This window comes from Streptomyces broussonetiae (assembly GCF_009796285.1).
In the GTDB taxonomy this organism is placed as follows: domain Bacteria; phylum Actinomycetota; class Actinomycetes; order Streptomycetales; family Streptomycetaceae; genus Streptomyces; species Streptomyces broussonetiae.
This window is the reverse complement of the sequence record NZ_CP047020.1, coordinates 5,610,583-5,636,502: the sequence shown is the minus strand read 5'-3', so window position 1 is coordinate 5,636,502 and position 25,920 is coordinate 5,610,583. Positions and strand designations below refer to the sequence as shown.

The following is a 25,920-nucleotide window of genomic DNA, read 5'->3' as shown; positions in this document are numbered from 1 at the left end:
GGGCGCCGCGGCCGGAAAGGGCCGTGAATCTACTGCTCGGCCTTCTCGCGCTTGAGAGCCTCCAGCGCCCGCTGCGTGATCTCGTCGACGGGACCCAGGGCGGAGATCGTCACGACCAGGCCCTGCGTCTTGTAGTAGTCGATGATCGGCTCGGTCTGCGTGTGGTAGACCTCGAGCCGCGTGCGGACGGTCTCCTCGGAGTCGTCGTCGCGCTGGTACAGCTCACCGCCGCAGACGTCGCACACGCCCTCCTTCTTGGGCGGCGTGTACGTCACGTGGAACACGTGCGAGGAGTCGTTACGGCAGATGCGCCGGCCGGCGATGCGCTTGACGACCTCGTCCTCCGGGACCTCCAGGTCCAGGACGGCGTCCAGCCTGATGCCCTCGCTGGTCAGCAGCTCGTCCAGGGCCTCGGCCTGCGAGACGTTGCGCGGGAAGCCGTCCAGCAGGAAGCCACCCTCGGCGTCCGGCTGCTCCATGCGGTCCTTGGCCATCCCGATGGTGATCGCGTCCGGCACCAGCTCGCCGCGGTCCATGTACGACTTCGCGTCCATGCCCAGCTTGGTCTGCTGGCTGATGTTGGCCCGGAACAGGTCTCCCGTGGAGATGTGCGGGATGCCCAGCTCCTTGGCGAGCCGGACGGCCTGCGTTCCCTTACCGGCACCCGGCGGCCCGACGAGGACGATACGCATCAGCGGAGGAACCCTTCGTAATTGCGCTGCTGGAGCTGGCTCTCGATCTGCTTCACCGTCTCGAGCCCGACACCCACGATGATCAGGATGCTGGTCCCGCCGAAGGGGAAGTTCTGGCTTGCCCCAAAGCCCACCAACGCCATTGTCGGCACGAGAGCGATCAGACCCAGATACAGCGAACCCGGCCAGGTGATCCGGTTGAGCACGTAGCTGAGGTACTCAGCGGTCGGTCGGCCAGCCCGGATGCCCGGGATGAAGCCACCATACTTCTTCATGTTGTCGGCTACTTCCTCGGGGTTGAAGGAGATAGCGACGTAGAAGAACGCGAAGAAAACGATGAGCAAGAAGTACATCGTGATGTAAATCGGGTGATCGCCCTTGGTGAGGTTCTGCTCGACCCACGTCTTCCAGCCCGACTTGCCTCCCGCGAACTGCGCCACGAGCGCCGGGATGTAGAGCAGCGAGGAGGCGAAGATGACCGGAATCACACCCGCCTGGTTCACCTTGAGCGGGATGTACGTGGACGTACCACCGTAGGAACGACGACCGATCATGCGCTTGGCGTACTGCACCGGGATGCGACGCTGGGCCTGCTCGACGAAGACGACGAGCGCGACCATCACCAGGCCGATCAGGATGACCGTGCCGAACTCGATCCAGCCGCCGGCCAGGGTGCCCTGCTTCTTGATCGCCCACAGCGCGGACGGGAAGGTCGCGGCGATCGAGATGAACATCAGGATCGACATGCCGTTGCCGATGCCGCGGTCGGTGATCAGCTCACCGAGCCACATCACGACACAGGTGCCGGCGGTCATGCACACGACCATGGTGATCGTCGAGAAGATGGCCTGGTCCGGGACGATGCTCGAGGCGACCGAGCAGCCGTTGAACAGCGCGCCGCTGCGGGCGGTGGCGACGAGGCCGGTGCCCTGGAGGATGGCGAGCGCCACGGTCAGGTACCGGGTGTACTGCGTGATCTTCGCCGTACCGGCCTGGCCCTCCTTCTTCAGGGCCTCGAGGCGCGGGATGACCACGGTCAGCAGCTGAAGAATGATGCTGGCGGTGATGTACGGCATGATGCCGAGCGCGAAGACCGTGATCTGCAGCAGCGCCCCGCCGCTGAACATGTTCACGAGGCCGAAGAGGCCCTGGTTGGCCCCCGCCTCGCTCACACACTGCTGGACGGCCTTGTAGTTGACGCCGGGGATCGGGATGTGGGTACCCACGCGGTAGACCACGATGATGGCCAGCGTGAAGAGCAGCTTCTTGCGCAGGTCGGGCGTCCTGAACGCCCGGGCGAACGCGGTGAGCACGGTGCCTCCTGCGACCCCCGCGCAACTGCGTCAAGGGTGACGGTCTTGAGGTTCGACGGATACAGACGAATTACTAACGGTCAACTGCCGCTCAGGGTGCCCCATGGGAAGCACCCAACGAAAGTGGGCAGTGCTGGCCACCTTACCGGCGAGACCACTTTCCTAGGAACGACCGACCGGGGATACCCCATATGTGGGATATCCCCGGTCGGGATCGTTCATGTCATCGAGGGGCCTGAGGGGCTCAGACCAGCTCGGTGACCGTACCGCCGGCGGCGGTGATCTTCTCCTTGGCGGAGCCGGAGACGGCGTCCACCGTCACCTGCAGCGCCACGGAGATCTCGCCCTGGCCGAGGACCTTGACGAGGCTGTTCTTGCGAACGGCACCCTTGGCCACCAGACCCTCGACCGTGACCTCGCCACCCTCGGGGTAGAGCGCGGCCAGCTTGTCGAGGTTCACGACCTGGAACTCGGTCTTGAACGGGTTCTTGAAGCCCTTGAGCTTCGGGAGGCGCATGTGGAGCGGCATCTGGCCACCCTCGAAGCGCTCCGGAACCTGGTAACGGGCCTTCGTGCCCTTGGTACCACGACCGGCCGTCTTACCCTTCGACGCCTCACCACGACCGACACGGGTCTTGGCGGTCTTGGCGCCCGGGGCGGGACGGAGGTTGTGGATCTTGAGCGGGTTCTGCTCCGCCATGATCAGTCGACCTCCTCGACCGTCACGAGGTGGCGGACGGTGTGCACCATGCCGCGGAACTCGGGGCGGTCCTCCTTGACGACCACGGTGTTGATCCCCTTGAGACCAAGCGACCGCAGGGTGTCACGGTGGTTCTGCTTGCTGCCGATGTAGGACTTGACCTGCGTGATCTTGAGCTGCGCCATTACGCACCAGCCCCGGCACGCGCACGCAGCAGAGCCGCGGGAGCGACGTCCTCGAGCGGCAGACCGCGGCGGGCCGCGACCTCCTCGGGACGCTGCAGGCCCTTGAGGGCCTCCACGGTCGCGTGCACGATGTTGATCGCGTTGTCGGAGCCGAGCGACTTCGACAGGATGTCGTGGATACCGGCGCACTCGAGCACGGCACGCACCGGACCACCGGCGATAACACCGGTACCCGGGGACGCGGGCTTGAGCAGCACGACGCCGGCAGCCTTCTCACCCTGGATCGGGTGCGGGATGGTGCCCTGGATACGGGGGACCTTGAAGAAGTGCTTCTTGGCCTCCTCAACACCCTTGGCGATGGCGGCCGGCACCTCCTTGGCCTTGCCGTAACCGACACCCACGGTGCCGTCACCATCGCCCACCACGACCAACGCGGTGAAGCTGAAGCGACGACCACCCTTCACAACCTTGGCGACGCGGTTGATCGCGACGACGCGCTCAACGTACGCGGTCTTCTCGGCGGCAGCAGCGCCGCCGTCACGGCCCTTCCGGTCCCGCCGCTCGCCGCCACCGGCACCGCCACCGCGGCGCTGGGGTCCAGCCATTGGATTTACCTCTCTCTTTTCCGCTAGCTACGGCGGCTCAGAACCTGAGCCCGGCCTCGCGGGCGGCGTCCGCCAGGGCAGCGATGCGCCCGGCGTACTGGTTGCCACCACGGTCGAACACGACGGCCTCGACACCGGCGGCCTTGGCGCGCTCGGCGACCAGGGCGCCGACCTGCTTGGCCTGCGCGGACTTGTCGGCCTCGCCACCACGGATCGACGCGTCCAGCGTGGACGCCGACGCGAGGGTGTGGCCCTTGAGGTCGTCGATCACCTGCGCCACGATGTGGCGGTTGGAGCGGGTCACGACCAGACGGGGACGCTCCGCCGTACCGGAAAGGTTCTTGCGGATCCGGATGTGACGGCGCTTGATCGCGGCGCGCTTGTAGGCGTCGCCCTTGAGGATCTTCTGCCCGTATGCCATGGCTTACTTACCCGCCTTTCCGACCTTGCGGCGGATGACTTCGCCCTCGTACTTGACACCCTTGGCCTTGTACGGGTCGGGCTTGCGCAGCTTGCGGATGTTGGCCGCAACCTCGCCGACCTTCTGCTTGTCGATGCCCTCGACCGAGAACTTGGTCGGCGACTCGACCTTGAACGAGATGCCCTCGGGCGCCTCGACCACGATCGGGTGGCTGTAGCCAAGCGCGAACTCGAGGTTCGAACCCTTGGCGGTCACTCGGTAACCGACACCGCTGATCTCGAGCTTCTTCACGTAACCCTGGGTCACGCCGGTGATCATGTTCGCCACCAGCGTGCGGGAGAGGCCGTGCAGGGCCTTGCTCTGACGCTCGTCGTTGGGGCGGGTCACCTGCAGGGTGCCGTCCTCGCCCTTGGCGATGTCGATCGGCGCCACGACGGTGTGGGTCAGCGTGCCCTTGGGGCCCTTGACCGCGACCGTACGGCCGTCGATGGTGACGTCCACGCCGGCGGGAACCGCGATGGGGAGCTTGCCGATGCGCGACATAGCTGTTTCCTCCGTTCCCTTCTGCTACCAGACGTAGGCGAGGACTTCCCCACCCACGCCCTTCTTGCCGGCCTGCTTGTCGGTGAGGAGCCCGTGCGACGTGGAGATGATCGCCACGCCCAGGCCGCCGAGCACCTTCGGCAGGTTGGTGGACTTCGCGTACACCCGGAGACCGGGCTTGGAGATCCGCTTGATGCCCGCGATGGAGCGCTCACGGTTCGGACCGAACTTCAGCTCGAGAACGAGGTTCTTGCCGACCTCGGCGTCCTCGACCTTCCAGCCCGTGATGAAGCCCTCCTGCTGGAGGATCTCCGCGATGTGAGACTTGATCTTCGACGCCGGCATCGTCACGGAGTCGTGGTACGCCGAGTTCGCGTTCCGCAGACGCGTAAGCATGTCTGCGATCGGATCAGTCATGGTCATGAATTGGCCTGTGGCCTTTCTCGCCGGGGTTTCCTATGTGCGCCATCCCTCTCCCCGTACTTCTGCAGACGGGACGGGTGCGGCGCGGGGACCTACGGCGTAGTAAGTGATCCAGGGCGGCAGAGGCCCAACCCTCCTAGCCTAAGGCATGGAAGGTGAGGGCCTCCGCCGACCCAGTTGCTTACCGAGAGGTCCAGGAATCCCTAAAAACAGGGATTACCAGGAGCTCTTGGTCACGCCCGGCAGCTCGCCACGGTGAGCCATCTCACGAAGGCACACGCGGCACAGGCCGAACTTGCGGTACACGGAGTGCGGACGGCCGCAGCGCTGGCAGCGCGTGTAGCTACGCACACCGAACTTGGGCTTGCGAGCAGCCTTAGCGATCAGAGCCTTCTTCGCCATCTCGCTCACGCCTCCTTGAACGGGAAGCCGAGGTGACGAAGGAGCGCGCGGCCCTCAGCGTCGTTGGTCGCCGTGGTGACCACGGTGATGTCCATACCCCGGACGCGGTCGATCTTGTCCTGGTCGATCTCGTGGAACATGACCTGCTCCGTGAGACCGAAGGTGTAGTTGCCACGGCCGTCGAACTGCTTGGGGGACAGACCACGGAAGTCGCGGATGCGCGGCAGCGCGAGCGACAGGGTGCGGTCCAGGAACTCCCACATGCGGTCGCCACGGAGCGTGACGTGGGCACCGATCGGCTGACCCTCACGCAGCTTGAACTGCGCGATGGACTTACGGGCCTTGGTGACCTGCGGCTTCTGGCCGGTGATCGTGGTGAGGTCGCGGATGGCGCCCTCGATCAGCTTGGAGTCGCGGGCGGCGTCGCCCACACCCATGTTGACCACGATCTTGACGAGGCCGGGGATCTGCATGACGTTCTCGTACTTGAACTCGTCACGCAGCTTGCCCGCGATCTCCTCGCGGTACTTCGTCTTCAGACGCGGAGTGGTGGTGGTAGCCATCAGATGTCCTCACCCGTCCGCTTGGCAACGCGGATCTTGTTGCCTTCGTCGTCGAAGCGGTAACCGACACGCGTGACGACCTTGTTGCCGTCCTTCTCAACGACCAGCTGGACGTTGGAGACGTGGATCGGCGCCTCGGTCGTGACGATGCCACCGGCCTGCGAACCCTTGGCGGTGGGGCCGGCCTTGGTGTGCTTCTTGACCCGGTTGACACCCTCGACCAGGACGCGGTCCTCGCGGGGGTAGGCCGCGATGACCTTGCCCTGCTTGCCCTTGTCCTTACCGGTGATGACCTGGACCAGGTCGCCCTTCTTGATCTTCATGCTTACAGCACCTCCGGAGCCAGCGAGATGATCTTCATGAACTTCTTCTCGCGCAGCTCACGCCCGACCGGGCCGAAGATGCGGGTGCCGCGAGGGTCGCCGTCGTTCTTCAGAATGACGGCGGCGTTCTCGTCGAAGCGGATGTACGAGCCGTCCGGACGGCGGCGCTCCTTGACGGTGCGAACGATGACCGCCTTGACGACGTCACCCTTCTTCACGTTGCCACCGGGGATCGCGTCCTTGACGGTGGCGACGATGACGTCACCGATGCCCGCGTAGCGGCGACCGGAGCCACCGAGCACACGGATGCAAAGGATCTCCTTCGCACCAGTGTTGTCGGCGACGCGCAGTCGCGACTCCTGCTGGATCACGTCTATCTCCTGTTTGTCTGCCGGTTCCCGGCAGGGGCTTCAGTGACGAAGACCCCTGCCGAGCCTGGCGGAACTGACCTGCGGGAGTTGCCCCGCAGGAATTACTTGGCCTTCTCGAGGATCTCGACGACGCGCCAGCGCTTCGTCGCGGACAGCGGCCGGGTCTCCATGAGGAGGACGCGGTCGCCGACACCCGCGGCGTTCTGCTCGTCGTGCGCCTTGAGCTTGTTCGTACGGCGGATGACCTTGCCGTACAGCGCGTGCTTGACGCGGTCCTCGACGGCGACGACGACGGTCTTGTCCATCTTGTCGCTGACGACGAGACCCTCACGGGTCTTGCGGAAGCCGCGCGCTTCTGCGTTCTCAGTCACGTTCTTCTCGCTCATCAGGCGTTCTCCACCGTTTCGATGCCCAGCTCACGCTCGCGCATCAGGGTGTAGATCCGCGCGATGTCCTTGCGGACCGCCTTCAGACGGCCGTGGTTCTCGAGCTGACCCGTCGCCGCCTGGAAGCGGAGGTTGAACAGCTCTTCCTTGGCCTCGCGGAGCTTGCCCAGAAGCTCCTCGTTGCCCAGCTCGCGCAGCTCGGACGCCTTGGTACCGACCGACATCACGCTTCACCTGCCTCGCGCTTGACGATGCGGCACTTCATCGGCAGCTTGTGGGCCGCACGAGTGAGAGCCTCACGCGCAATCTTCTCGTTCGGGTAGGACAGCTCGAACATGACCCGTCCCGGGTGCACGTTCGCGATCCACCACTCCGGCGAACCCTTACCGGAACCCATGCGGGTCTCGGCCGGCTTCTTCGTGAGCGGGCGGTCCGGGTAGATGTTGATCCAGACCTTGCCGCCACGCTTGATGTGGCGGGTCATCGCGATACGGGCCGCCTCGATCTGGCGGTTGGTCACGTACGCCGGCGTGAGGGCCTGGATGCCGTACTCGCCGAACGCGACCGTCGTACCGCCCTTGGCCTCACCGCGACGCTTCGGGTGGTGCTGCTTGCGGTGCTTGACCCTACGGGGGATCAGCATGTCGGTCAGGCCTCCGTTCCGGTGCTCTCAGCCGGAGCGGACGCGGGAGCCTCGGCCTTGGGGGCCTCGGCGCCGGCAGCCTGCTGCGGCTTGCGACCGCGCCGCTCGCCACCACGGCCACCACGGGCCGGGCGGTCGGCACCACCACGGGCCGGGCGGTTACCCGCACGGGCCGCAGCGTTCTCGGCGCGGACCTCGGCGATGTTCTTGACGTCGCCCTTGTAGATCCAGACCTTCACACCGATGCGGCCGAAGGTCGTCTTGGCCTCGAAGAAGCCGTAGTCCACGTTCGCACGGAGCGTGTGCAGGGGCACACGGCCCTCGCGGTAGAACTCCGAGCGGGACATCTCGGCGCCGCCGAGGCGGCCACCGCACTGGATCTTGATGCCCTTGGCGCCGGCCTTCATCGCCGACTGCATGCTCTTACGCATGGCGCGGCGGAAGGAGACGCGGGAGGAGAGCTGCTCGGCAACGGCCTGGGCAACCAGCTGAGCGTCGGTCTCGGGGTTCTTGACCTCGAGGATGTTCAGCTGGACCTGCTTGCCCGTGAGCTTCTCGAGGTCGCCGCGGATGCGGTCGGCCTCGGCGCCACGGCGGCCGATGACGATGCCCGGACGAGCGGTGTGGATGTCCACCCGCACGCGGTCACGGGTGCGCTCGATCTCAACCTTCGAGATACCGGCGCGCTCCATGCCGGACGTCATCATCCGACGGATGGCGACGTCTTCCTTGACGTAGTCCTTGTACAGCTTGTCGGCGTACCAACGCGACTTGAAGTCGGTCGTGACACCGAGCCGGAACCCATGCGGGTTAACCTTCTGGCCCATTACCGGGTTCCTTCCTTGCTGCTGACGACCACAGTGATGTGGCTGGTCCGCTTGCGGATCCGGTAGGCACGGCCCTGGGCGCGCGGCCGGAACCGCTTCAGGGTCGGACCCTCGTCGACGTACGCCTCGGAAATGAAGAGGCTGTCGGCGTCGGTGTGGTCGTAGTTGTGCGCGGCGTTGGCGATGGCGCTGTCGAGCACCTTGCCGACCGGCACGGAGGCTGCCTGCGGAGCGAATCGCAGAACAGCCTGAGCCTCCGTGGCATCCATGCCACGGATAAGGTCCACCACGCGGCGGGCCTTCATGGGCGTAACGCGGATGTACCGCGCCTGGGCCCTGGCTTCCATGGTTGTCCCTCTCAGTTACTTACGTGTCTGAATGCGATCCGCTACTAGCGGCGCTTCGACTTCCGGTCTTCCTTGACGTGACCCCGGAAGGTGCGCGTCGGCGAGAACTCGCCGAGCTTGTGGCCGACCATCGACTCGGTGACGAACACCGGGATGTGGGTCTTGCCGTTGTGCACCGCGAGCGTGTGGCCGAGCATGGCCGGGACGATCATGGAGCGACGGGACCAGGTCTTGATGACGTTCTTGGTGCCGGCTTCGTTCTGGGCGTCCACCTTCTTGATCAGGTGGTCGTCGACGAAGGGCCCCTTCTTCAGGCTACGAGGCATCTCAACCCGTCCTTAGCGCTTCTTGTTCGTCTTGCGGCGGCGGACGATGTACTTGTTCGACGCCTTCTTGGGCGAACGAGTACGGCCTTCCTTCTTGCCCCACGGGGACACGGGGTGACGACCACCGGAGGTCCGGCCCTCACCACCACCGTGCGGGTGGTCAACCGGGTTCATCACGACACCACGGACGGTCGGGCGAACGCCCAGCCACCGCTTACGGCCGGCCTTACCCCAGTTGATGTTGCTCTGCTCGGCGTTGCCGACCTCGCCGACAGTGGCGCGGCAGCGGACGTCGACCAGGCGGATCTCACCGGACGGCATGCGCAGGTGGGCGTAGGCGCCCTCCTTCGCGAGCAGCTGCACGGAGGCACCGGCGGAGCGGGCGAACTTGGCACCGCCACCGGGACGGAGCTCGATCGCGTGGATCGTGGTACCGACCGGGATGTTGCGGAGGGCCAGGTTGTTGCCCGGCTTGATGTCGGCCCCGGGACCGTTCTCGACGCGGTCACCCTGCTGCAGGTTGCGCGGGGCGAGGATGTAGCGCTTCTCGCCGTCGGCGTAGTGCAGCAGCGCGATGCGCGCGGTGCGGTTGGGGTCGTACTCGATGTGCGCGACCTTCGCCGGCACGCCGTCCTTGTCGTGACGACGGAAGTCGATCACTCGGTAGGCGCGCTTGTGTCCGCCACCCTGGTGGCGAACGGTCACACGACCGGCGTTGTTACGGCCGCCCTTGCTGTGCAGGGGGCGGACCAGCGACTTCTCCGGCGTGGACCGCGTGACCTCGACGAAGTCGGCAACGCTGGCGCCACGACGGCCCGGCGTAGTCGGCTTGTACTTGCGGATTCCCATTTCTCAGTCCTCGTCCGATATCGGACGATCCGGACCGCCCTTAGGCGGTCGGACCGCCGAAGATGTCGATACGGTCGCCCTCGGCGAGGGTCACGATCGCGCGCTTGGTGGCGGCACGCTGGCCGAAGCCCGTGCGGGTCCGCTTGCGCTTGCCGGCGCGGTTGATCGTGTTGACCCCGGTGACCTTGACGTCGAAGACCGCCTGGACGGCCTGCTTGATCTGGGTCTTGTTGGCGTTCGGGTCGACGATGAACGTGTACTTGTTCTCGTCGAGGAGCGCGTAGCTCTTCTCCGAGACGACCGGCTTGAGCAGGACGTCACGGGGGTCCGTGTACGACTTGCTCAGCGGGGTCTCGACCGTGTTCTTGCCCTCGGTGGCGTGACGCTTCGCCTTGGCGACGCGCGCGGCCTTGGCGGCCTTGGCGGCCTTCGAGGCGATGCTCGGGTGACGGGTAGCCATCAGACCTCGGTCCCTTCGGTGTCGTTGGCCTTCGGGCCGGCGACGAAGGACTCGAAAGCGGCCTGGGTGAAGACCACGTCGTCCGAGACGATCACGTCGTACGTGTTCAGCTGGCCCGGCTCCAGGATGTGGACCTGGGGCAGGTTGCGGGCGGACAGCCACGCGGCCTCGTCGGCGCGGTCGACGACCAGGAGCAGGTTCTTGCGCTCCGAGATCTTGCCGAACAGCGTGCGAGCGGCCTTGGTGCTGGGGGTCTCGCCCTCGATCACGCCGGTGACGACGTGAATGCGGTTGTGGCGGGCCCGGTCGGTGAGGGCGTGGCGCAGGGCCGCGGCCTTCATCTTCTTCGGGGTCCGCTGCGAGTAGTCACGCGGCTGCGGGCCGTGGACGACGCCACCGCCGGCGAACTGCGGCGCACGGGTCGAACCCTGACGGGCGCGGCCGGTGCCCTTCTGGCGGTACGGCTTCTTGCCGCCACCACGGACTTCACCGCGGGTCTTGGTCTTGTGCGTGCCCTGGCGGGCAGCGGCGTTCTGCGCGACGACGACCTGGTGAATCAGCGGGATGCTGATGTTCTCCACGCCGAAGATCTCCGCGGGGAGCTCGACGGTGCCGGTCTTCTCGCCTGCAGGCGAAAGGATGTCAACAGTGCTCATCGGTACCTCAGGCCCCCTTGGCCGCGGTGCGGACCAGGACGAGGCCGCCGTTCGGACCGGGAACCGCGCCCTTGATGAGCAGCAGGCCCTTCTCCGCGTCAACGGCGTGGACGGTCAGGTTCTGGGTGGTGACCCGCTCGTTGCCCATGCGACCCGCCATGCGGAGGCCCTTGAACACGCGGCCCGGGGTGGCGCAGCCACCGATGGAACCGGGCGAGCGGTGCTTGCGCTGGGTGCCGTGTCCGGCGCCGAGGCCCTTGAAGTTGTGACGCTTCATGACACCGGCGAAGCCCTTGCCCTTGCTCTTGCCGGTCACGTCCACCTTGACGCCGGCCTCGAAGACCTCGGCAGAGATCTCCTGGCCCAGCGTGTACTCGGAGGCGTCCGCGGTGCGGATCTCGACGAGGTGGCGGCGGGGGGTGACGTCGGCCTTGGCGAAGTGGCCCTTGAGGGGCTTGTTCACCTTGCGCGGGTCGATCTCGCCGAAGGCGATCTGGACCGACTCGTAGCCGTCGACATCGTTCGTACGAACCTGGGTGACGACGTTGGGGCCGGCCTTGACGACGGTGACCGGAACAACACGGTTGTTCTCGTCCCACACCTGCGTCATGCCGAGCTTCTCGCCCAGGATGCCCTTGATCTGCTTAGCCATTCTCAGATCACCGGCCTCAGAGCTTGATCTCGATGTCGACACCGGCCGGGAGGTCGAGTCGCATCAGAGAGTCAACGGTCTTGGGGGTCGGGTCGAGGATGTCGATCAGGCGCTTGTGCGTGCGCATCTCGAAGTGCTCGCGCGAGTCCTTGTACTTGTGCGGCGACTTGATGACGCAGTACACGTTCTTCTCAGTGGGCAGCGGCACCGGGCCCGCGACCGACGCACCAGTGCGGGTCACCGTCTCGACGATCTTCTTCGCCGAGGAGTCGATGACCTCGTGGTCGTAGGCCTTGAGCCGGATGCGGATCTTCTGTCCCGCCATGGCTACTCAGTAGTCCTGTCTCTGTTTACGCTCCGGAACCCGGCAGGTTCCCTGCTTCTTCTCTCCTCCGACCCACGCGGTCGGGCGTGTCGCGCTCCCGCTGACACGGATGTCCCTTGTTCGAACATCCCTGCGGGGAATGCACACGGCCCTTCCGGAACCGCAAGCCGGGGGCGAAGGCCCACCGGGTGCCTGGCCGGTGCCGCACCGCACTTCCCGGAAGATTCCCGTACGTCCGCCCCAGCGCTGCCGTGGTGGCAGTTAGGGCGACGAGTACTGTGGGACTCGCTTCCAGTCCTCCCGGCGGGAGGCGCGCAGCATCAACACTCGGCCGAGCAACTCGGACAGTCTGCCATATGGGGCAGGGGCCTGGCCAATCGAGCCGTAGAGATTACCCCGAAGGTGACGTGGGTCAAACCGGGGCGCCGGGCTCCTCGGCCGCCGCGGTCACCGGAGCTTGTCGAGAGCATCGCCACGGGCGGAGAGGGCACTGTCCCGGGAACCGTACGCCAGAGCGTCCTGGAGCCCGCTGTCGGCGGCGAGCGCCTTGCCCCAGACGCGGCTCATGTCCATGCTCTGGGCCTCCAGCCGCGCGAGCGCGTCCGCGGCGTCGACACCCTTCAGCTCCTGCTTCCACGAGTCGATCAGATGGCCGGCGGGGTCCTGGCCGTAGGCGGGCGGGACGGACGCGTGTGCCGACAGACGAGTGGCGACGTCCCCGCCCCACTTCCGCGCCCCGGTCCGTCCCATACGCCCCGTCACCTTTTCCGCCACCCCGTCCAGCGAGCCGAGGACCCGCCCGCAGAGCTTCGCCCGCAGAGTGAGGGTCTCCTTCCCGGCCGTGACGGGGGTGGCGGCGAGATCGGCGGCGGCGCGCCGGGTGGCGGCGTCACGGACCGTGGCGTAGGCCTCGGGGCTGTCGGACACCGTCCGTACGACATGGAGCACGGTGTCCACCGACACGGACATGTGGACGCCGGTCCGGTCCTGCCAGGGCGAGGTGGACGACGTGTCCGCACGGATGTAGTCCACGTTCACCGAGGTCAGGATCTGGTCCGTGTCGTCCGCGTAGTCGGCCAGCGCCTGGGCGAGGGAAACGGCGAGGGCGGGATCCACTGTCCGGCCGCCGGTGCCGACCGTGTCGTCCACGGCCGTCAGCAGGTTCTGCATGGCTCGCGCCTGCTGGAGGGTGTGCTTGCCGTGCGTCGCCCCCATGGTGGCGCGCTTGACGGCCTCGCCCAGTGCCGGGCAGCTGAGATCGCTCCGGTACTCCGCCCCCAGAGCCGACCGCACCCTCTTGTCCGCCAGGAGCTGCTTCTGGCATCCGCCGGAGTCCTTGGCGGAGCCGATCCACAGCCAGGCCCCGATCCCCCCGGCCACGGCCAGACAGATCGCGGTGACGGTGAGCTGAAGGCGGAACCGGCGGGTGCGTGGTGCCGAGAGCGGCGACATGTACGTCTGCTTCCTGTGGGGCCCGGTGCGAGTCAGTTCGTGGTGTCGACCAGATAGTTCCTGGCATTCGTGATACCGCGGGTCTGGCCGTCGAGCGCCGCCGTGGTCAGGTCCGCGATCCGCGTCTGGGTCGTGGGGTCGTTCATGTCGATGTCCGACCGCCCCTCCGCCCAGCCGTTGACCATCAGCGGCAGGTCCTTGTTCGCGGACAGGAAGGTGTCGGCGACCTTGGCGTTGGCCTCGTTGTCCGCTTGCGCCTTCCACTGGTTGTCCATGTCCCAGGTCACCGTGTCCACGCCACGCTGCAAGGCGTCGCCGTAGGCGATGCTGGGGCCCTCCGCGCCGGCCGTGAAGTACAGCGGGGTCAGCGCGCCGCCGATCACGTGGTAGGCGACCTTGGCCTTCCAGTCGGCGGCCGCGTACTTGCTCATGCGGTCGTCGTTGATGATGTCTTCCTGGATGACGCTGTAGGTTCCGCGCACCGCTCCGAAGTTCTCGAATTTCGCGTTGATGTCCTGGTGGAGGGCGCCCTTCGGCAGCTGGTCCATCTCGTAGTTGATGTGCCGGTCCTCGGCCTTCTGGAGCGTCGCGTAGGCGGAGGGGTCGTCGGAGAGCCCGCGCATGACCTGGGTGAGGGTCTTCGGGTCGACCGACAGGTGGACGCCGTGCCCGTCGGTGAAGTAGCCGTGCCCGTCGCTGACCGAGCCGTCGATGTTGCTGCTCGTGATGTAGTGGGAGTCCACCCCGGCCAGGATGTTGTGCGTGTCCGAGGCGTACTCACCAAGCGCGTCGGCGATCGGCTGCCGCAGATTCGCGGGAACGGGCGCGTTCGTACCGGTGCTCGGCTTGAGCTGGTCGAGGACGTCGGCCATGACCCGGGTCTGGGCCTCATCGTGGTGCGCCTCAGGCCATGGATCCTGACCCGAGGTGAGCGGCGGATGCCCCGTAGCCGCGGCTTCCAGGGCTGCGCCGAAGCCCGTGCGGCTGTCGCCGTCCTCCGCCATGACCGGCATGCCGACCGTGGTGCCGCCGGGCGGCGTCGCGAAGTGGTCGACGACGGTGTTCCAGTCCCGGTTGTGCATCAGGTAGTTCAGGTTGTCGCTGTGGGCCGGGTCCAGATACGCGGTGCTGGTCTTGGGGTCCTGGGACATGATCCCGAGCACGCCGTCGAGGGGATCGTTGGCGAACCAGCCCCGGTCCTTGCCGCTGAACTTGTCCCGCAGCGCCCAGATGGACTGCAGGTTGCCCTTGGCCGCGTACGACTCCTCCGCGTGCCGGATGTCGTCGGCGGTGTCCTCCAGGAACTGCCCGTTGTAGCCGTGGCCCTGCTGCATCAGCGTGACGAGGCTCTGGTAGCCGCGAACCTTCTCGTCCGGGATGGGGCTGAGGCCGTCGACCTTGAACTGCTCGGTGCCGGCCTTCTGCATGTCGGCGCGGAAGTTCTTGTAGAAGTCCGAGTTCGGGTCCTGCGTCGCGGTCGCCAGCGTCATGGCGAGGCTCTTCTGGATGTCCAGGTACTGCCCGCTGTGCTGCCTGTCGCTGTGGTAGGCGAGGCCGTCAAGGGTGTTGGAGAGGTCCAGGGTGCCCTTGGCGCCCAGGTCGTCCAGCACGGTCTGGCTGAGTACCTTGTCGCCGGCGCTGTCGCGGAAGACGCGCTGCAGTTCCTGGTAGTCGGCCGGCGAGGCCGTACCGGAGTTGACGCGCTGGGCGATGTCCTTGGTCTCGTCCGCCTCGTACTTCTCGATGCTCCCCTGCGCCTTGCCATTGAAGTCGGGGACCTGGCCGAAGCCCAGGTCAGGGCCCTTCACGACGGCGGTCAAGGCCACCTCTACGCCCTTGTCGGCATCGTTCACGTCCTGCACGCACTGGTCGATGCGGGCCTGTGAGGAGGCGACGGACTTGCGGACGCTGTCCTGGTAGTCGGGGTCGTGCGCGAGTTCCTGCCGGTCGCCCTGGCTGAGCTTCCCGGTGTCGTACGAGACCAGGCCCTGGTCCGACACCTTCATGCCGGCGGCGATCGCCTCGTCCCGCGCCGACTCCAGCTTCTTGCGCAGGGCCACGAACTGGGTGTTCGCCTCACGCAGCAGCGCGGCGATGGCCTTGGCCTCGGTCTGGGCGTTCTGGTACTCGGTAAGCCTGATGCTGAAGCGCGCGTTGGCCGCCTGCTGGCTCTCCCCCACGAACTGGGGGCTCAGAGTGATCCCGTGCACGTCCCGCTGGTACGCGGTCTCCTGCTTGTGGAGTTCCCCGGCCATGCCGTCCCAGCGGTCGGCGGCCGTGGTGAGTGCGGACAGGTCGGTCGTCAGGATCTCGTGGTACGTCGGCATGGGTCCCCGTTGATTCTGGTGGCGGGCGAAAGGGCTCGGCTGTCTGTCACTGCCCCGGCGGCAGTGAGTACCTGTCGAACACCGACACCTTGCGCGTCGTGTCACTCACTCCGAAGTCCGTGCCGGTCAGAAACGTGTTGTTGGCCCGGAGGGCAGACTCGTCTCCCGACAGCTGGCTCATGAGGTGCTGGACCTGCTCGCCCCAGGTCGCGTGCATCTTGCCGACGGCACCCGAGGTGAGCCAGCCGTGCCCGTCCTTCGCGTCGAACGCCTTCACCACGGCGCCCGTCTCGTCGTCCGCCCAGGCACCCGCCGTCCTGGTGGCGGGCTCGATGTCGTTGTGCAGGGTGTTCGCCGCGTTCGTTTTCTCGGCGGGCGAGGACGCGAGGCTCGGCCGGCCCCCGCCCAGTGGTCCGCCTCCGAACGGGTCGCCACCGCCCGGCCCGTCCGCCAAGTGATTGAGCCGCATTCCCACGGCGCCGTCACCGCTGCTTTCAGCCATGCTGCCAACCCCCGTCTGCTGCTCTGGCGTGCCCGCGTCACGCTAGCAACGGGCGGGATTTTACGGGCAGTTCAGGTTCTCGCCTTGGCGCTTCCTTTACTTCAGGGGAGTGGCGGGCAGCGCCGGGGCCGGGACCACTTCGATCAGGTACGGGTGACCGCCCCGCAGCCCCTCTGGTGCTCGTCCGTCAGGGACTTGCTGCGGTCGTACGGGTCGACGGCCGGCCCCGTGGCCGGGGTGCCCGTGGGGGTGCCGTCCGGGAAGTCCGGGTGGCAATGGCCGTCGTGGACGCCGCACGCGCTGTTGAAGAACTCGCTGTCGGCCGTCCGGATGTTGAGCTTGCCCTCGGTCGCGTTCCACTTGCCCGGGTGAGCAGGCCGCTCCTGTGCCCGCTTGCGCCGCCATCGTCGCCGGCCGCCGCCCTCGACCGCCTGGTCCGGCACCGCCTGCAGCCGACGGGTCGCCATCCGCGCCCGCGCGGACGGCTCCTGCCGCGCGCGTGTTATTTGCCGGTGCGGACCGTGCACAGAGGGTGCGCCGAACTGTGTGTAAGCCGTGATCGAACCGGCGGGGTCGGGCGAGCGCCCCACGTCCCGTCAGCTTCTGGGTGCCCTCGAAACTCAGAGCGCACTCGTCCTGCGCCGGTAGTACGCGACCGTCGTGGCAGCCAGAAGCGGCGCCCAGGCCAGCAACGGGACGTAGCAGACCACGAGAAGCGCCTGTTGGGCCGACGTCTGCGCGACCCGCCCGATCAGGCCTGCCGCCTGGGTACAGGCGAACCAGGTCCCGAGCGTGCCCAGCACCGCGGCCCCGAGCAGCGCCGGTACCACCGCCGCGAGCGTATGCACGCGCCGTCCGCCGATGAACGGGAGCCAGCGGGGTGCCATCTCGCCCCAGGGCCGCACCAGTCCGAGTGTGAGCAGGGCGAGACCTTCGGTCATCAAGGTCAGCGTGACGGCCACTACCACCTCGCGACCGTCCCGGCCCAACTGTGCGGCCACCGGCAGCCCGGTGACCTGGGCGATCCGCCACAGGCCGGACGGCAGGGTGACGAGGGGCACGCTGTGGGCGGCGAGGACGGCCCAACGCGGTACGTCGGGCGACGCGTTGATCTTCTGCATGGGTTCCATCATGCTCACGCGAGGACGCCCGCACATCGGCACACAGGACGACATGCTCGCCATACGGAGGCGCCCGGCTACTGCGCCAGGAGGACTGCCAGACGCGAACCCACGAACTCCGCCCAGGCCTGCGGCGCGAGGGCGAGTTGGGGTCCGGTGGGGTTCTTGGAGTCGCGGATGTGGATGGTGGTGGGGACTTCGACGGCTACCTCGACGCAGTCATTGCCGTTGCTGCTGTCGCTGTAGCTGCTCTTGAACCAGTGGAGTTCCGGGGTGCTCATAGTTCTCCCAGCGTTTGCTCGATGAAGACCAGAGACTCCTCTGGCGTGAGCGCCTGAGCCCGGATGATGCCATAGCGCAGGTCAAGGACTCGGAGCTGCCTGGGGTCCGATACCGGACGGCCCGCAAAGTCGCCGTCGGTACGCCCCATCCCCGTACCGTCCACGAACTTCAGCACCTGGATCCGGCCCCCTGTTCCAGGATGGTTCGCGCGGGTGGTCGGCATCACCTGAAGCTCCACGAACGGCAACCGGGCAACCTCCAGCATGTGTTCGAGCTGTCGGCGCAACACCATTGTGTCTCCGACCGGGCGGCGCAGCGTCACCTCTTCTTGGACGAAGCTGAACTCCGGTGCGGGCGAACGCTCGAAGACGGACTTCCGAGCCATGCGACCGGCCACCATGCGCTCCAACTCGTCCAGTGAGTAGGCCGGACGCCAGGTGCGAAGCAGCGCTCGCGCGTACTCCTCTGTCTGCAGCAGACCATGGATGTTGTGGTTGCTGTACAGCAACATCTCCACCGCCCGCCCTTCCAACTCCGCCAGCTCCCGCACCTTCTTGGGATACCGGGCCTTCCGCATGTCCTCCATGAAGGCCTTCAAGTGCCCCTGCGCCTTCAGGATCTGGTCCGCCTTGTCCAGGGCCTCCGGCCGGGGAATCCGTGCCCCGCGCTCGATCTTGCGGATCATGTCCTCGCCGTAGCCGAGGTCGGCCGCCAGCTCGGGCACGCTCACACCCGCCGCCTCGCGGCACACCCTGAGCAGCCGCCCCACCGCCTGCACCACCGGCTCGATCTCGTCCCCCGGCTCGACGTCCCAGCCCGCCTCGTCCACACCGTCGCCCATGACTCCTCCTCCTCCGACGCGCACCCGTACCCGTACAACGCCCGAGACAGCCGAGACAGCCGAGACAAAGCGGGGACAGTCACCGTACGCAGAGGCGTTGCCGCTCACTCATGGAAGCAATTGCGGCCACGCTGAGTGACGTGAACCAAGAATCCCCCATCCCCAACTTCACGGCGCTGCTGTCCCCCACACCCCGCGGCGCCCGGCTGGCCCGACTGCTCGCCGCCACACAACTCCGCGACTGGGGCATCCCGTTGGAGGACGCGGAGCACATCGTGGCCGAGCTGGCCGCCAACGCCGCGAGCCACGGCAGGGTACCCGGCAGGGACTTCCGGCTCACGCTGTACGTCGTCGGCGCCACGCTCCGCATCGAGGTGACCGACACACGCGGTGACTGTCTGCCGGGCGTCCACCCCGTCGCCCCCGACGCCGAATCCGGTCGCGGACTGCTCCTCGTGGACGCGCTCGCCGACCGCTGGGGAGTGGCGGAGGGACCCACCCCGCGCAAGACCGTCTGGGCCGAGATCACCGTCCCGGTGCGGGAGGCACCGGAACCCGGCCGCCCGCGCTCCGGTGCGACGGGCGGTCTTTTGCAAGGAAAGACCAGGGTGAAAGAACCCGACCAAGCCCCACCCCTCCCGCCCGCGGCGCAAACTCACCCACGAGGGTGAACATCACCAACTCAACTGGATTTCAGGCCTGTTGCCTGCCTTACGTTCGGCGCAGACAGCCGCAGACATGCGACGGCCCTCGCAGGGACGGGCATCCCGTTGCGAGGGCCTGACCACCGAGGAAGGTCACAACTTCCTGATGGACGCCCAGCACATTAGCGCGCCCCCGCACGCCCGGTCCCCCGCTGCACCAACAAGCACCCGAACCGGGGTCCCCGCAGCGGCGTCGGCGGACTCGTCCACGACAACACCCGTCACACCGCCCGCTTCACGGTCATCGGCAACCACCTGGCCCAGCATCCGGAGCTGTCGGGGCTCGCCATCGGGCTCGGCGTGCACATCCAGTCCCTGCCGCCCGGCGCCCGGGTCGACATCAAGACCCTCACCGCCCGCTTCCCCGAGGGCGCGACCCGCATCGCCGCCGCCCTGCGCGAGCTGGAGACCCACGGCTACCCGCGCCGTGAACGGACCCGCGTGTCCGGCGGCCGTATCGTCACCCGCACGGTCTCCTGCAACCAGCCCTGGGCCCGCAGGGACGACCACGAGCCCAGGGCCGCGCCCCGCAAGCGCAAGAAGCAGGAACGCCGCAGGGCGCTGCCGCCGGCCCCCCGCCCGCAAGGACTTCCTCTACGGCGAGGACGTCACGATCGCCGACTGGACGATCTCGACGGAGGGTCTGCCGCTCCACGGCTGCCCCTTGGACCACCTGCTGCCGACATACGGAAGAGGCCCGTACGACCGAAGTCGTACGGGCCTCTTCTCAGGTCTGGCCCTTGGGTCCGGGGACCGTCAGGTCAAGCGACCCTCAAGCAAGCCGGAACTTACTTGTTGATCTTGACGACCTGGCCGGCGCCCACGGTGCGACCACCCTCACGGATGGCGAACTTCAGGCCCTCCTCCATGGCGACCGGCTGGATCAGCGAGACGGTCATGGAGGTGTTGTCGCCCGGCATGACCATCTCGGTGCCCTCGGGGAGGGTCACCACGCCGGTCACGTCCGTGGTACGGAAGTAGAACTGCGGGCGGTAGTTGTTGAAGAACGGCGTGTGGCGGCCACCCTCGTCCTTGGACAGGATGTAGGCCTGGGCCTCGAACTCGGTGTGCGGGGTGACCGAGCCCGGCTTGATGATGACCTGGCCGCGCTCGACGTCCTCGCGCTTGATGCCGCGGAGCAGCAGACCGACGTTCTCACCGGCCTGGCCCTCGTCGAGCAGCTTGCGGAACATCTCGATGCCGGTGACCGTGGTGGTGGTCTTCTCGGTCTTGATGCCGATGATGTCGACGGTCTCGTTGACCTTCAGGACACCACGCTCGATACGACCGGTGACGACGGTGCCACGACCGGTGATCGTGAAGACGTCCTCGATCGGCATCAGGAACGGCTTGTCGACGTCACGCTCGGGCTGCGGGATCGCCTCGTCGACGGCGGCCATCAGGTCCAGGACCGACTGGCCCCACTCCTTGTCGCCCTCGAGCGCCTTGAGCGCGGAGACCTTGACGACCGGAACGTCGTCGCCCGGGAACTCGTACTCGGAGAGCAGCTCACGGACCTCGAGCTCGACGAGCTCCAGGATCTCCTCGTCGTCCACCATGTCGGCCTTGTTCAGGGCAACGACGATGTACGGAACGCCGACCTGGCGGGCCAGGAGCACGTGCTCCTTGGTCTGCGGCATCGGGCCGTCGGTGGCGGCGACCACGAGGATGGCGCCGTCCATCTGCGCCGCACCCGTGATCATGTTCTTGATGTAGTCCGCGTGACCGGGGCAGTCGACGTGGGCGTAGTGACGCGTCTCCGTCTGGTACTCGACGTGCGCGATGGAGATGGTGATACCGCGCTGGCGCTCTTCGGGAGCCTTGTCGATCTGGTCGAAGGCCGAGGCCTCGTTCAGGTCCGGGTACGCGTCGTGCAGCACCTTGGTAATGGCGGCCGTGAGGGTCGTCTTACCGTGGTCGATGTGACCGATGGTGCCGATGTTGACGTGCGGCTTAGTCCGCTCGAACTTCGCCTTCGCCACTGGGGTCCTCCTGTGGAGTGGTTCTGTACGCCTTACTTCATCGGCGCCAGGTGATCTTTGCTGAAAAGGCCCGGAACCCGGGGGCATTCCGTCCGCGATTGCGGCGGAATACCCCGGGAGGCTCCGGAGTCAAGCCTAAGGCGTGTGAACGCGGTGCGTTACTCGCCCTTGGCCTTCGCGATGATCTCCTCGGCGACGTTCCGCGGAACCTCGGCGTAGGAGTCGAACTGCATGGAGTAGCTCGCACGGCCGGACGTCTTGCTGCGCAGGTCGCCGACGTAACCGAACATCTCCGAGAGGGGCACGAGGCCCTTCACGACGCGGGCACCGGCCCGCTCCTCCATGGCCTGGATCTGGCCACGGCGGGAGTTGATGTCGCCGATGACCTCACCCATGTAGTCCTCGGGCGTGGTGACCTCAACGGCCATCATCGGCTCGAGCAGCACGGGGCTGGCCTTGCGCGCGGCCTCCTTGAAGGCCTGCGAACCGGCGATCTTGAAGGCCAGCTCGGAGGAGTCGACCTCGTGGTAGCCGCCGTCGATCAGGATGACGCGCACGCCGGTCATCTCGTAACCGGCGAGGATGCCGAACTGCATGGCCTCCTGCGCACCGGCGTCGACCGAAGGGATGTACTCCTTCGGGATGCGACCACCGGTCACCTTGTTCACGAACTCGTACGAGGCGTCGCCGCCCTCGATGGGCTCGATCGCGATCTGCACCTTGGCGAACTGACCGGTACCACCGGTCTGCTTCTTGTGGGTGTAGTCGACACGCTCGACGGCCTTGCGGATCGTCTCACGGTAGGCAACCTGCGGCTTACCGACGTTGGCCTCGACCTTGAACTCACGGCGCATACGGTCGACCAGCACCTCGAGGTGCAGCTCACCCATACCACCGATGATGGTCTGGCCGGTCTCCTCGTCCGAGTGGACCTGGAAGGACGGGTCCTCCTCGGCCAGGCGCTGGATCGCGACGCCCAGCTTCTCCTGGTCACCCTTCGACTTGGGCTCGATGGCGACCTGGATGACCGGCGCCGGGAAGTCCATGGACTCCAGGATGACCGGGTTCTTGTCGTCGGACAGCGTCTCACCGGTGGTGGTCTGCTTCAGGCCCATGACGGCGACGATGTCGCCGGCGCCCACCGACTCGATCTCCTCACGCTTGTTGGCGTGCATGCGGTAGATCTTGCCGATGCGCTCCTTCTTGCCCTTGACGGAGTTCAGCACCGAAGAGCCGGACTCCAGGCGGCCCGAGTAAACCCGGACGAAGGTGAGCTTGCCGAGGTGCGGGTCGCTCATGATCTTGAACGCCAGCGCCGACAGCGGCTCGTCGTCGGACGGCTTGCGCTTGACGACGACCTCGGGGTCCTTGACGTCGTGGCCCTCGATGGCCTCGATGTCGACCGGCGACGGCAGGTAGCGCACGACCGCGTCGAGCAGGGGCTGCACACCCTTGTTCTTGAACGCGGTACCGCAGAACACCGGGGTGACCGTGGTGCCGTCGGACTTGCCGGAGGCGATGGTGATACGACGGATCGCGGCGTACAGCTGCTCCACGGACGGCTCCTGGCCCTCCAGGTACAGCTCCATGATCTCTTCGTCGTTCTCGGCCACGGTCTCGATGAGCTTGCCGCGGTACTCCTCGGCAGCCTCGGTGTGCGTGTCCGGGATGTCGACGATGTCGTACATCTCGCCCTTGGTGGCCTCGGCGGACCAGACCAGGGCCTTCATCGTCACCAGGTCGACGACGCCCTTGAAGTCGGCCTCGGCACCGATCGGCAGCTGCATCACGATCGGCTGAGCGCCCAGGCGGTCAGAGATCATGTCGACGCAGCGGTGGAACTCGGCACCGGTGCGGTCGAGCTTGTTGACGAAGCAGATACGCGGAACGCCGTAGCGGTCCGCCTGACGCCACACCGTCTCGGACTGCGGCTCCACACCGGCGACGCCGTCGAACACCGTCACGGCACCGTCGAGCACGCGCAGGGAGCGCTCCACCTCGACGGTGAAGTCGACGTGACCCGGGGTGTCGATGATGTTGATGGTGTGGTCGACGTCTTCCAGCGGCCAGTGACAGGTGGTGGCAGCAGAGGTGATCGTGATGCCACGCTCCTGCTCCTGCTCCATCCAGTCCATGGTGGCAGCACCGTCGTGGACCTCACCGATCTTGTACGACACACCGGTGTAGAACAGGATCCGCTCGGTGGTGGTCGTCTTGCCCGCGTCGATGTGGGCCATGATCCCGATGTTGCGGACCTTGGCCAGGTCAAGTGAAGTGGTAGCCATAAGGCTTCAGTCTTCTCTCGGTCTCGATGTGGGTAGCGACTACCAGCGGTAGTGCGCGAAGGCCTTGTTGGACTCGGCCATCTTGTGCGTGTCCTCGCGCTTCTTCACAGCGGCACCGAGGCCGTTGGAGGCGTCGAGAAGCTCGTTGAGCAGACGCTCGGTCATGGTCTTCTCGCGACGGGCGCGGGAGTAACCGACGAGCCAGCGCAGCGCGAGCGTGTTGGCACGACCGGGCTTGACCTCGATCGGAACCTGGTACGTCGCACCACCGACACGGCGGGACTTGACCTCGAGGGTCGGCTTGATGTTCTCCAGCGCGCGCTTCAGCGTGATGATCGGGTCGTTGCCCGTCTTCTCACGCAGACCCTCCATGGCGCCGTAGACGATGCGCTCGGCGGTGGAGCGCTTGCCGTTCAGCAGCACCTTGTTGATCAGGGAGGTCACCAGAGGAGAACCGTAGACCGGGTCGATGATGACCGGGCGCTTCGGGGCGGGGCCCTTACGAGGCATTCTTACTTCTCCTTCTTGGCGCCGTAGCGGCTGCGGGCCTGCTTGCGGTTCTTGACACCCTGGGTGTCGAGCGAGCCGCGGATGATCTTGTAGCGAACACCCGGCAGGTCCTTCACACGGCCGCCGCGCACGAGCACGATGGAGTGCTCCTGCAGGTTGTGTCCCTCACCCGGAATGTAAGCGGTGACCTCGATCCCGCTGGTCAGACGCACACGCGCGACCTTACGCAGGGCCGAGTTCGGCTTCTTCGGGGTGGTCGTGAACACACGCGTGCAGACGCCACGACGCTGAGGGGAACCCTCGAGTGCGGGCGTCTTGTTCTTCTCGACCTTGTCCTGCCGGCCCTTACGGACCAGCTGCTGGATCGTAGGCACTACTTCTCCGGTTTCTGTGTGCCGATGAGTACAGCTAACCTGGAACGTCGCCGACCCACGCGGTCGGGTGTGTCGAATCCCGCAGACCTTGCCGCAAGGCGAAAAGGGCGCAGATTACGGTGGCCGATCGCGGCTCGCCATGCGGTTTCAAGGCACGCACGAGAGCCAGGGCACACCCCAGGCACAAGGTCTGAGCGTACCTACCTCATTCGCTGTGGTCAAAACAAATGGGGTGCGCACCGACACGCCGGGCGTGAACAGGGCCGGCATTCACTCCCGCGACTACGCCAGGTAGTCACGGATCAACTTGACATCTTGTTGATCCTTCTGCCTGCCCAGCCCTTCCTTCCAGGTCAGGACGTCACGAAGCGGCGAGAACGGAATCCCCTGCACCCATTCCGCCGCCTCGATCATCTCGTCGGGGCCGGGAGACCCCGGGAGCCAACGGTCGAAGACTTCTATGTCGCCATCGAACAGCGACACGAGGCATCCGCTCCCGGAAGGCGGCGTTTCCGGGGTCCCGAGCCGCAGGGCGGCCTTCCAGGCATCCCCTCGGGCGACGATGTCGAGATCGTGGACGACGCTGCGCAGGCCGTGCGCGAGGAGCGGGCCACTGCCTGCCACCACATAGTCGGCGGCAGGCAGCTCGAGCGAGCGCAGTTCGCGAATCAGAGGGTGCCCGTCCAGCTCCAAGGCATCTCCCCGCTCCTAGAGGACAGGCAGCCCGACCGCCGAGCGTGCAGCCATGCTCATCGTCAACGCTGCTATGACACTGGCCAGCGTACCGATCAGAAAGTACTCGGAGGCATGCTTGCCGTGCTCGGCACTCGGAACTCGCGCCAGCGACTTGGCCGCGAGAACCAGGGCGGCGGCCTCCGGCCGACCTGCCGCGAGGAACGCGAACAGGAGCCCACGTTCCAGTCTCCCGATGGTCGGCCCGCCATTCATGAATTCCATCGCGGCCGAGCGTTGAGGGCCCTCTTCCAACGCCTCTATCTCATGCCGTACCGGTTTCGTGGCACTCTTCGCCAGCATGCCTCCGCCGAAGACCGCGATGAGCCATGCAGAGACGATGACAGCTGCGCGGTCACTTTCCAGGAACTTCTGCAGCAGGGAGGTCGTCCGCTCGCCGGCGGTCCAGGCCGACAGGAGCAGTGCCGCCGCGAGCACGGCCAGACCCAGCCGCCTGGGCGCGACAAGCGGGCCGGACACCCAGGCCCGTATGTCGGGGAATCCGGAGCGCCACGGGTCCTCGGAGCGCTGCCAGAAGCTCACCCCCAGGGCGACCAGCGCAGTGGCACAGAGCGCGGCCCACGGCCGTACACGGTCCATGTAGGGAAAGACCGCGTACGTACTGCAGATGAGTACCACCAGAGCCGCCGGGCCGGGTCGTGAGCGTTGCCAGTCCAGGCCCAACGGCACAACAAGGGCGGCCGCCAAGCCGAAGAACACCCGAGCCGTCTCCATCGGATCCCCCCAATGCCCTTGACCTGTCGACCACTTGACCCATGCGGATCATAGTGACCGA

General features: G+C 66.6%; 37 protein-coding genes and 1 pseudogene. 2 read left to right on the top strand and 36 right to left on the bottom strand.

The features are described 5' to 3' along the window. Positions 1 to 29: 29 nt before the first annotated feature. From GQF42_RS26180 to GQF42_RS26030, 30 genes are all read right to left on the bottom strand, one after another. Positions 30 to 692, bottom strand: a complete 663-nt coding sequence (locus GQF42_RS26180; protein ID WP_158923780.1) for an adenylate kinase — start codon at positions 690 to 692, stop codon at positions 30 to 32. Further along, on the bottom strand, positions 692 to 2,005 hold the full coding sequence (gene secY / locus GQF42_RS26175) for a preprotein translocase subunit SecY (RefSeq protein WP_158923778.1): 1,314 nt from the start codon (positions 2,003 to 2,005) through the stop codon (positions 692 to 694). The genes GQF42_RS26180 and secY overlap by 1 nt, the downstream gene beginning before the upstream one ends. Before the next feature lie 244 nt (positions 2,006 to 2,249). Continuing rightward, positions 2,250 to 2,705 (bottom strand): 50S ribosomal protein L15, encoded by a 456-nt coding sequence (gene rplO, locus GQF42_RS26170; protein WP_023547373.1) that lies wholly within the window; start codon positions 2,703 to 2,705, stop codon positions 2,250 to 2,252. Positions 2,706 to 2,707: 2 nt separating this feature from the next. Next, a complete protein-coding gene (gene rpmD, locus GQF42_RS26165) occupies positions 2,708 to 2,890 on the bottom strand; it encodes a 50S ribosomal protein L30 (RefSeq protein ID WP_003998814.1) in 183 nt (60 codons plus the stop codon). Further along, complete coding sequence (gene rpsE / locus GQF42_RS26160) at positions 2,890 to 3,495, bottom strand: 30S ribosomal protein S5 (RefSeq protein ID WP_015658456.1); 606 nt, start codon at positions 3,493 to 3,495, stop codon at positions 2,890 to 2,892. The genes rpmD and rpsE overlap by 1 nt, the downstream gene beginning before the upstream one ends. A 37-nt stretch (positions 3,496 to 3,532) precedes the next feature. Next, entirely contained in the window at positions 3,533 to 3,916 is a 384-nt protein-coding gene (gene rplR / locus GQF42_RS26155) for a 50S ribosomal protein L18 (RefSeq protein WP_158923776.1), read from the bottom strand. A gap of 3 nt (positions 3,917 to 3,919) precedes the next feature. Next, a complete protein-coding gene (rplF, locus tag GQF42_RS26150; RefSeq protein ID WP_158923774.1) occupies positions 3,920 to 4,459 on the bottom strand; it encodes a 50S ribosomal protein L6 in 540 nt (179 codons plus the stop codon). A gap of 24 nt (positions 4,460 to 4,483) precedes the next feature. Further along, positions 4,484 to 4,882: a 30S ribosomal protein S8 gene (gene rpsH / locus GQF42_RS26145; RefSeq protein ID WP_007384075.1), complete on the bottom strand. Its 399-nt coding sequence runs from the start codon at positions 4,880 to 4,882 to the stop codon at positions 4,484 to 4,486. 216 nt (positions 4,883 to 5,098) lie between these two features. Further along, positions 5,099 to 5,284 (bottom strand): type Z 30S ribosomal protein S14, encoded by a 186-nt coding sequence (locus tag GQF42_RS26135; RefSeq protein ID WP_059127180.1) that lies wholly within the window; start codon positions 5,282 to 5,284, stop codon positions 5,099 to 5,101. 5 nt (positions 5,285 to 5,289) lie between these two features. Beyond that, complete coding sequence (gene rplE, locus GQF42_RS26130; RefSeq protein ID WP_158923772.1) at positions 5,290 to 5,847, bottom strand: 50S ribosomal protein L5; 558 nt, start codon at positions 5,845 to 5,847, stop codon at positions 5,290 to 5,292. Beyond that, positions 5,847 to 6,170, bottom strand: coding sequence for a 50S ribosomal protein L24 (rplX, locus tag GQF42_RS26125; protein WP_158923770.1), 324 nt, complete (start codon positions 6,168 to 6,170; stop codon positions 5,847 to 5,849). The genes rplE and rplX overlap by 1 nt, the downstream gene beginning before the upstream one ends. Before the next feature lie 2 nt (positions 6,171 to 6,172). Next, positions 6,173 to 6,541: a 50S ribosomal protein L14 gene (gene rplN, locus GQF42_RS26120; protein WP_003998823.1), complete on the bottom strand. Its 369-nt coding sequence runs from the start codon at positions 6,539 to 6,541 to the stop codon at positions 6,173 to 6,175. A 101-nt stretch (positions 6,542 to 6,642) separates the two neighbouring features. Further along, positions 6,643 to 6,927: a 30S ribosomal protein S17 gene (gene rpsQ / locus GQF42_RS26115; protein WP_018543912.1), complete on the bottom strand. Its 285-nt coding sequence runs from the start codon at positions 6,925 to 6,927 to the stop codon at positions 6,643 to 6,645. Further along, positions 6,927 to 7,151, bottom strand: coding sequence for a 50S ribosomal protein L29 (gene rpmC, locus GQF42_RS26110; protein ID WP_055632347.1), 225 nt, complete (start codon positions 7,149 to 7,151; stop codon positions 6,927 to 6,929). Before rpmC ends, rpsQ begins: the two co-directional genes overlap by 1 nt. Then, a complete protein-coding gene (gene rplP / locus GQF42_RS26105) occupies positions 7,151 to 7,570 on the bottom strand; it encodes a 50S ribosomal protein L16 (RefSeq protein WP_030788270.1) in 420 nt (139 codons plus the stop codon). The genes rpmC and rplP overlap by 1 nt, the downstream gene beginning before the upstream one ends. Positions 7,571 to 7,575: 5 nt before the next feature. Continuing rightward, entirely contained in the window at positions 7,576 to 8,397 is an 822-nt protein-coding gene (gene rpsC, locus GQF42_RS26100; RefSeq protein WP_003998826.1) for a 30S ribosomal protein S3, read from the bottom strand. Beyond that, a complete protein-coding gene (rplV, locus tag GQF42_RS26095; protein ID WP_003974262.1) occupies positions 8,397 to 8,744 on the bottom strand; it encodes a 50S ribosomal protein L22 in 348 nt (115 codons plus the stop codon). Before rplV ends, rpsC begins: the two co-directional genes overlap by 1 nt. A gap of 44 nt (positions 8,745 to 8,788) precedes the next feature. Continuing rightward, a complete protein-coding gene (rpsS, locus tag GQF42_RS26090) occupies positions 8,789 to 9,070 on the bottom strand; it encodes a 30S ribosomal protein S19 (RefSeq protein WP_023547380.1) in 282 nt (93 codons plus the stop codon). Between the two features lie 12 nt (positions 9,071 to 9,082). Further along, positions 9,083 to 9,919, bottom strand: a complete 837-nt coding sequence (gene rplB, locus GQF42_RS26085; RefSeq protein ID WP_018543909.1) for a 50S ribosomal protein L2 — start codon at positions 9,917 to 9,919, stop codon at positions 9,083 to 9,085. Positions 9,920 to 9,959: 40 nt separating this feature from the next. Beyond that, positions 9,960 to 10,379, bottom strand: coding sequence for a 50S ribosomal protein L23 (rplW, locus tag GQF42_RS26080; RefSeq protein WP_158923768.1), 420 nt, complete (start codon positions 10,377 to 10,379; stop codon positions 9,960 to 9,962). Continuing rightward, a complete protein-coding gene (rplD, locus tag GQF42_RS26075) occupies positions 10,379 to 11,035 on the bottom strand; it encodes a 50S ribosomal protein L4 (protein ID WP_158923766.1) in 657 nt (218 codons plus the stop codon). The genes rplW and rplD overlap by 1 nt, the downstream gene beginning before the upstream one ends. A gap of 7 nt (positions 11,036 to 11,042) precedes the next feature. Beyond that, complete coding sequence (gene rplC, locus GQF42_RS26070) at positions 11,043 to 11,687, bottom strand: 50S ribosomal protein L3 (protein ID WP_005481233.1); 645 nt, start codon at positions 11,685 to 11,687, stop codon at positions 11,043 to 11,045. A 16-nt stretch (positions 11,688 to 11,703) separates the two neighbouring features. After that, complete coding sequence (gene rpsJ / locus GQF42_RS26065) at positions 11,704 to 12,012, bottom strand: 30S ribosomal protein S10 (RefSeq protein WP_003948644.1); 309 nt, start codon at positions 12,010 to 12,012, stop codon at positions 11,704 to 11,706. Between the two features lie 447 nt (positions 12,013 to 12,459). Further along, positions 12,460 to 13,464, bottom strand: a complete 1,005-nt coding sequence (locus tag GQF42_RS26060; protein ID WP_158923764.1) for a hypothetical protein — start codon at positions 13,462 to 13,464, stop codon at positions 12,460 to 12,462. Between the two features lie 32 nt (positions 13,465 to 13,496). Continuing rightward, the gene (locus GQF42_RS26055) at positions 13,497 to 15,791 is read right to left on the bottom strand and encodes a hypothetical protein (RefSeq protein ID WP_158923762.1); all 2,295 of its coding nucleotides are present in this window, start codon (positions 15,789 to 15,791) and stop codon (positions 13,497 to 13,499) included. 46 nt (positions 15,792 to 15,837) lie between these two features. Further along, positions 15,838 to 16,293, bottom strand: coding sequence for a hypothetical protein (locus tag GQF42_RS45025; protein ID WP_199272801.1), 456 nt, complete (start codon positions 16,291 to 16,293; stop codon positions 15,838 to 15,840). Positions 16,294 to 16,436: 143 nt separating this feature from the next. Then, positions 16,437 to 16,760 carry a hypothetical protein gene (locus tag GQF42_RS26045; protein ID WP_158923760.1) on the bottom strand — a complete coding sequence of 108 codons (324 nt, stop codon included), beginning with the start codon at positions 16,758 to 16,760 and terminating at the stop codon, positions 16,437 to 16,439. Between the two features lie 153 nt (positions 16,761 to 16,913). After that, a complete protein-coding gene (locus GQF42_RS26040) occupies positions 16,914 to 17,414 on the bottom strand; it encodes a hypothetical protein (RefSeq protein ID WP_199272800.1) in 501 nt (166 codons plus the stop codon). Between the two features lie 77 nt (positions 17,415 to 17,491). After that, entirely contained in the window at positions 17,492 to 17,695 is a 204-nt protein-coding gene (locus tag GQF42_RS26035; protein WP_158923758.1) for a DUF397 domain-containing protein, read from the bottom strand. Then, positions 17,692 to 18,537 carry a helix-turn-helix domain-containing protein gene (locus tag GQF42_RS26030; RefSeq protein ID WP_158923756.1) on the bottom strand — a complete coding sequence of 282 codons (846 nt, stop codon included), beginning with the start codon at positions 18,535 to 18,537 and terminating at the stop codon, positions 17,692 to 17,694. The genes GQF42_RS26035 and GQF42_RS26030 overlap by 4 nt, the downstream gene beginning before the upstream one ends. A gap of 140 nt (positions 18,538 to 18,677) precedes the next feature. On the opposite strand from GQF42_RS26030, the gene GQF42_RS26025 reads away from it, so the two are divergent. Both GQF42_RS26025 and GQF42_RS46090 read left to right on the top strand, forming a co-directional pair. Further along, on the top strand, positions 18,678 to 19,208 hold the full coding sequence (locus GQF42_RS26025; protein WP_233273466.1) for an ATP-binding protein: 531 nt from the start codon (positions 18,678 to 18,680) through the stop codon (positions 19,206 to 19,208). A gap of 139 nt (positions 19,209 to 19,347) precedes the next feature. Next, a pseudogene (locus GQF42_RS46090) lies at positions 19,348 to 19,823 on the top strand (helix-turn-helix domain-containing protein); the annotation flags it as partial. Positions 19,824 to 20,029: 206 nt separating this feature from the next. On the opposite strand, the gene tuf reads toward GQF42_RS46090, so the two are convergent. From tuf to GQF42_RS25995, 6 genes are all read right to left on the bottom strand, one after another. Continuing rightward, positions 20,030 to 21,223, bottom strand: coding sequence for an elongation factor Tu (gene tuf, locus GQF42_RS26020; RefSeq protein WP_158923752.1), 1,194 nt, complete (start codon positions 21,221 to 21,223; stop codon positions 20,030 to 20,032). 158 nt (positions 21,224 to 21,381) lie between these two features. Beyond that, positions 21,382 to 23,508, bottom strand: a complete 2,127-nt coding sequence (gene fusA, locus GQF42_RS26015; protein WP_158923750.1) for an elongation factor G — start codon at positions 23,506 to 23,508, stop codon at positions 21,382 to 21,384. 39 nt (positions 23,509 to 23,547) lie between these two features. Beyond that, positions 23,548 to 24,018 carry a 30S ribosomal protein S7 gene (gene rpsG / locus GQF42_RS26010; RefSeq protein WP_003992340.1) on the bottom strand — a complete coding sequence of 157 codons (471 nt, stop codon included), beginning with the start codon at positions 24,016 to 24,018 and terminating at the stop codon, positions 23,548 to 23,550. A gap of 2 nt (positions 24,019 to 24,020) precedes the next feature. Continuing rightward, a complete protein-coding gene (gene rpsL / locus GQF42_RS26005) occupies positions 24,021 to 24,392 on the bottom strand; it encodes a 30S ribosomal protein S12 (protein WP_003948652.1) in 372 nt (123 codons plus the stop codon). A 282-nt stretch (positions 24,393 to 24,674) separates the two neighbouring features. Then, complete coding sequence (locus tag GQF42_RS26000) at positions 24,675 to 25,085, bottom strand: hypothetical protein (protein WP_158923748.1); 411 nt, start codon at positions 25,083 to 25,085, stop codon at positions 24,675 to 24,677. A 15-nt stretch (positions 25,086 to 25,100) separates the two neighbouring features. Continuing rightward, positions 25,101 to 25,859, bottom strand: a complete 759-nt coding sequence (locus GQF42_RS25995) for a hypothetical protein (RefSeq protein ID WP_158923746.1) — start codon at positions 25,857 to 25,859, stop codon at positions 25,101 to 25,103. Between the last annotated feature and the right edge of the window lie 61 nt (positions 25,860 to 25,920).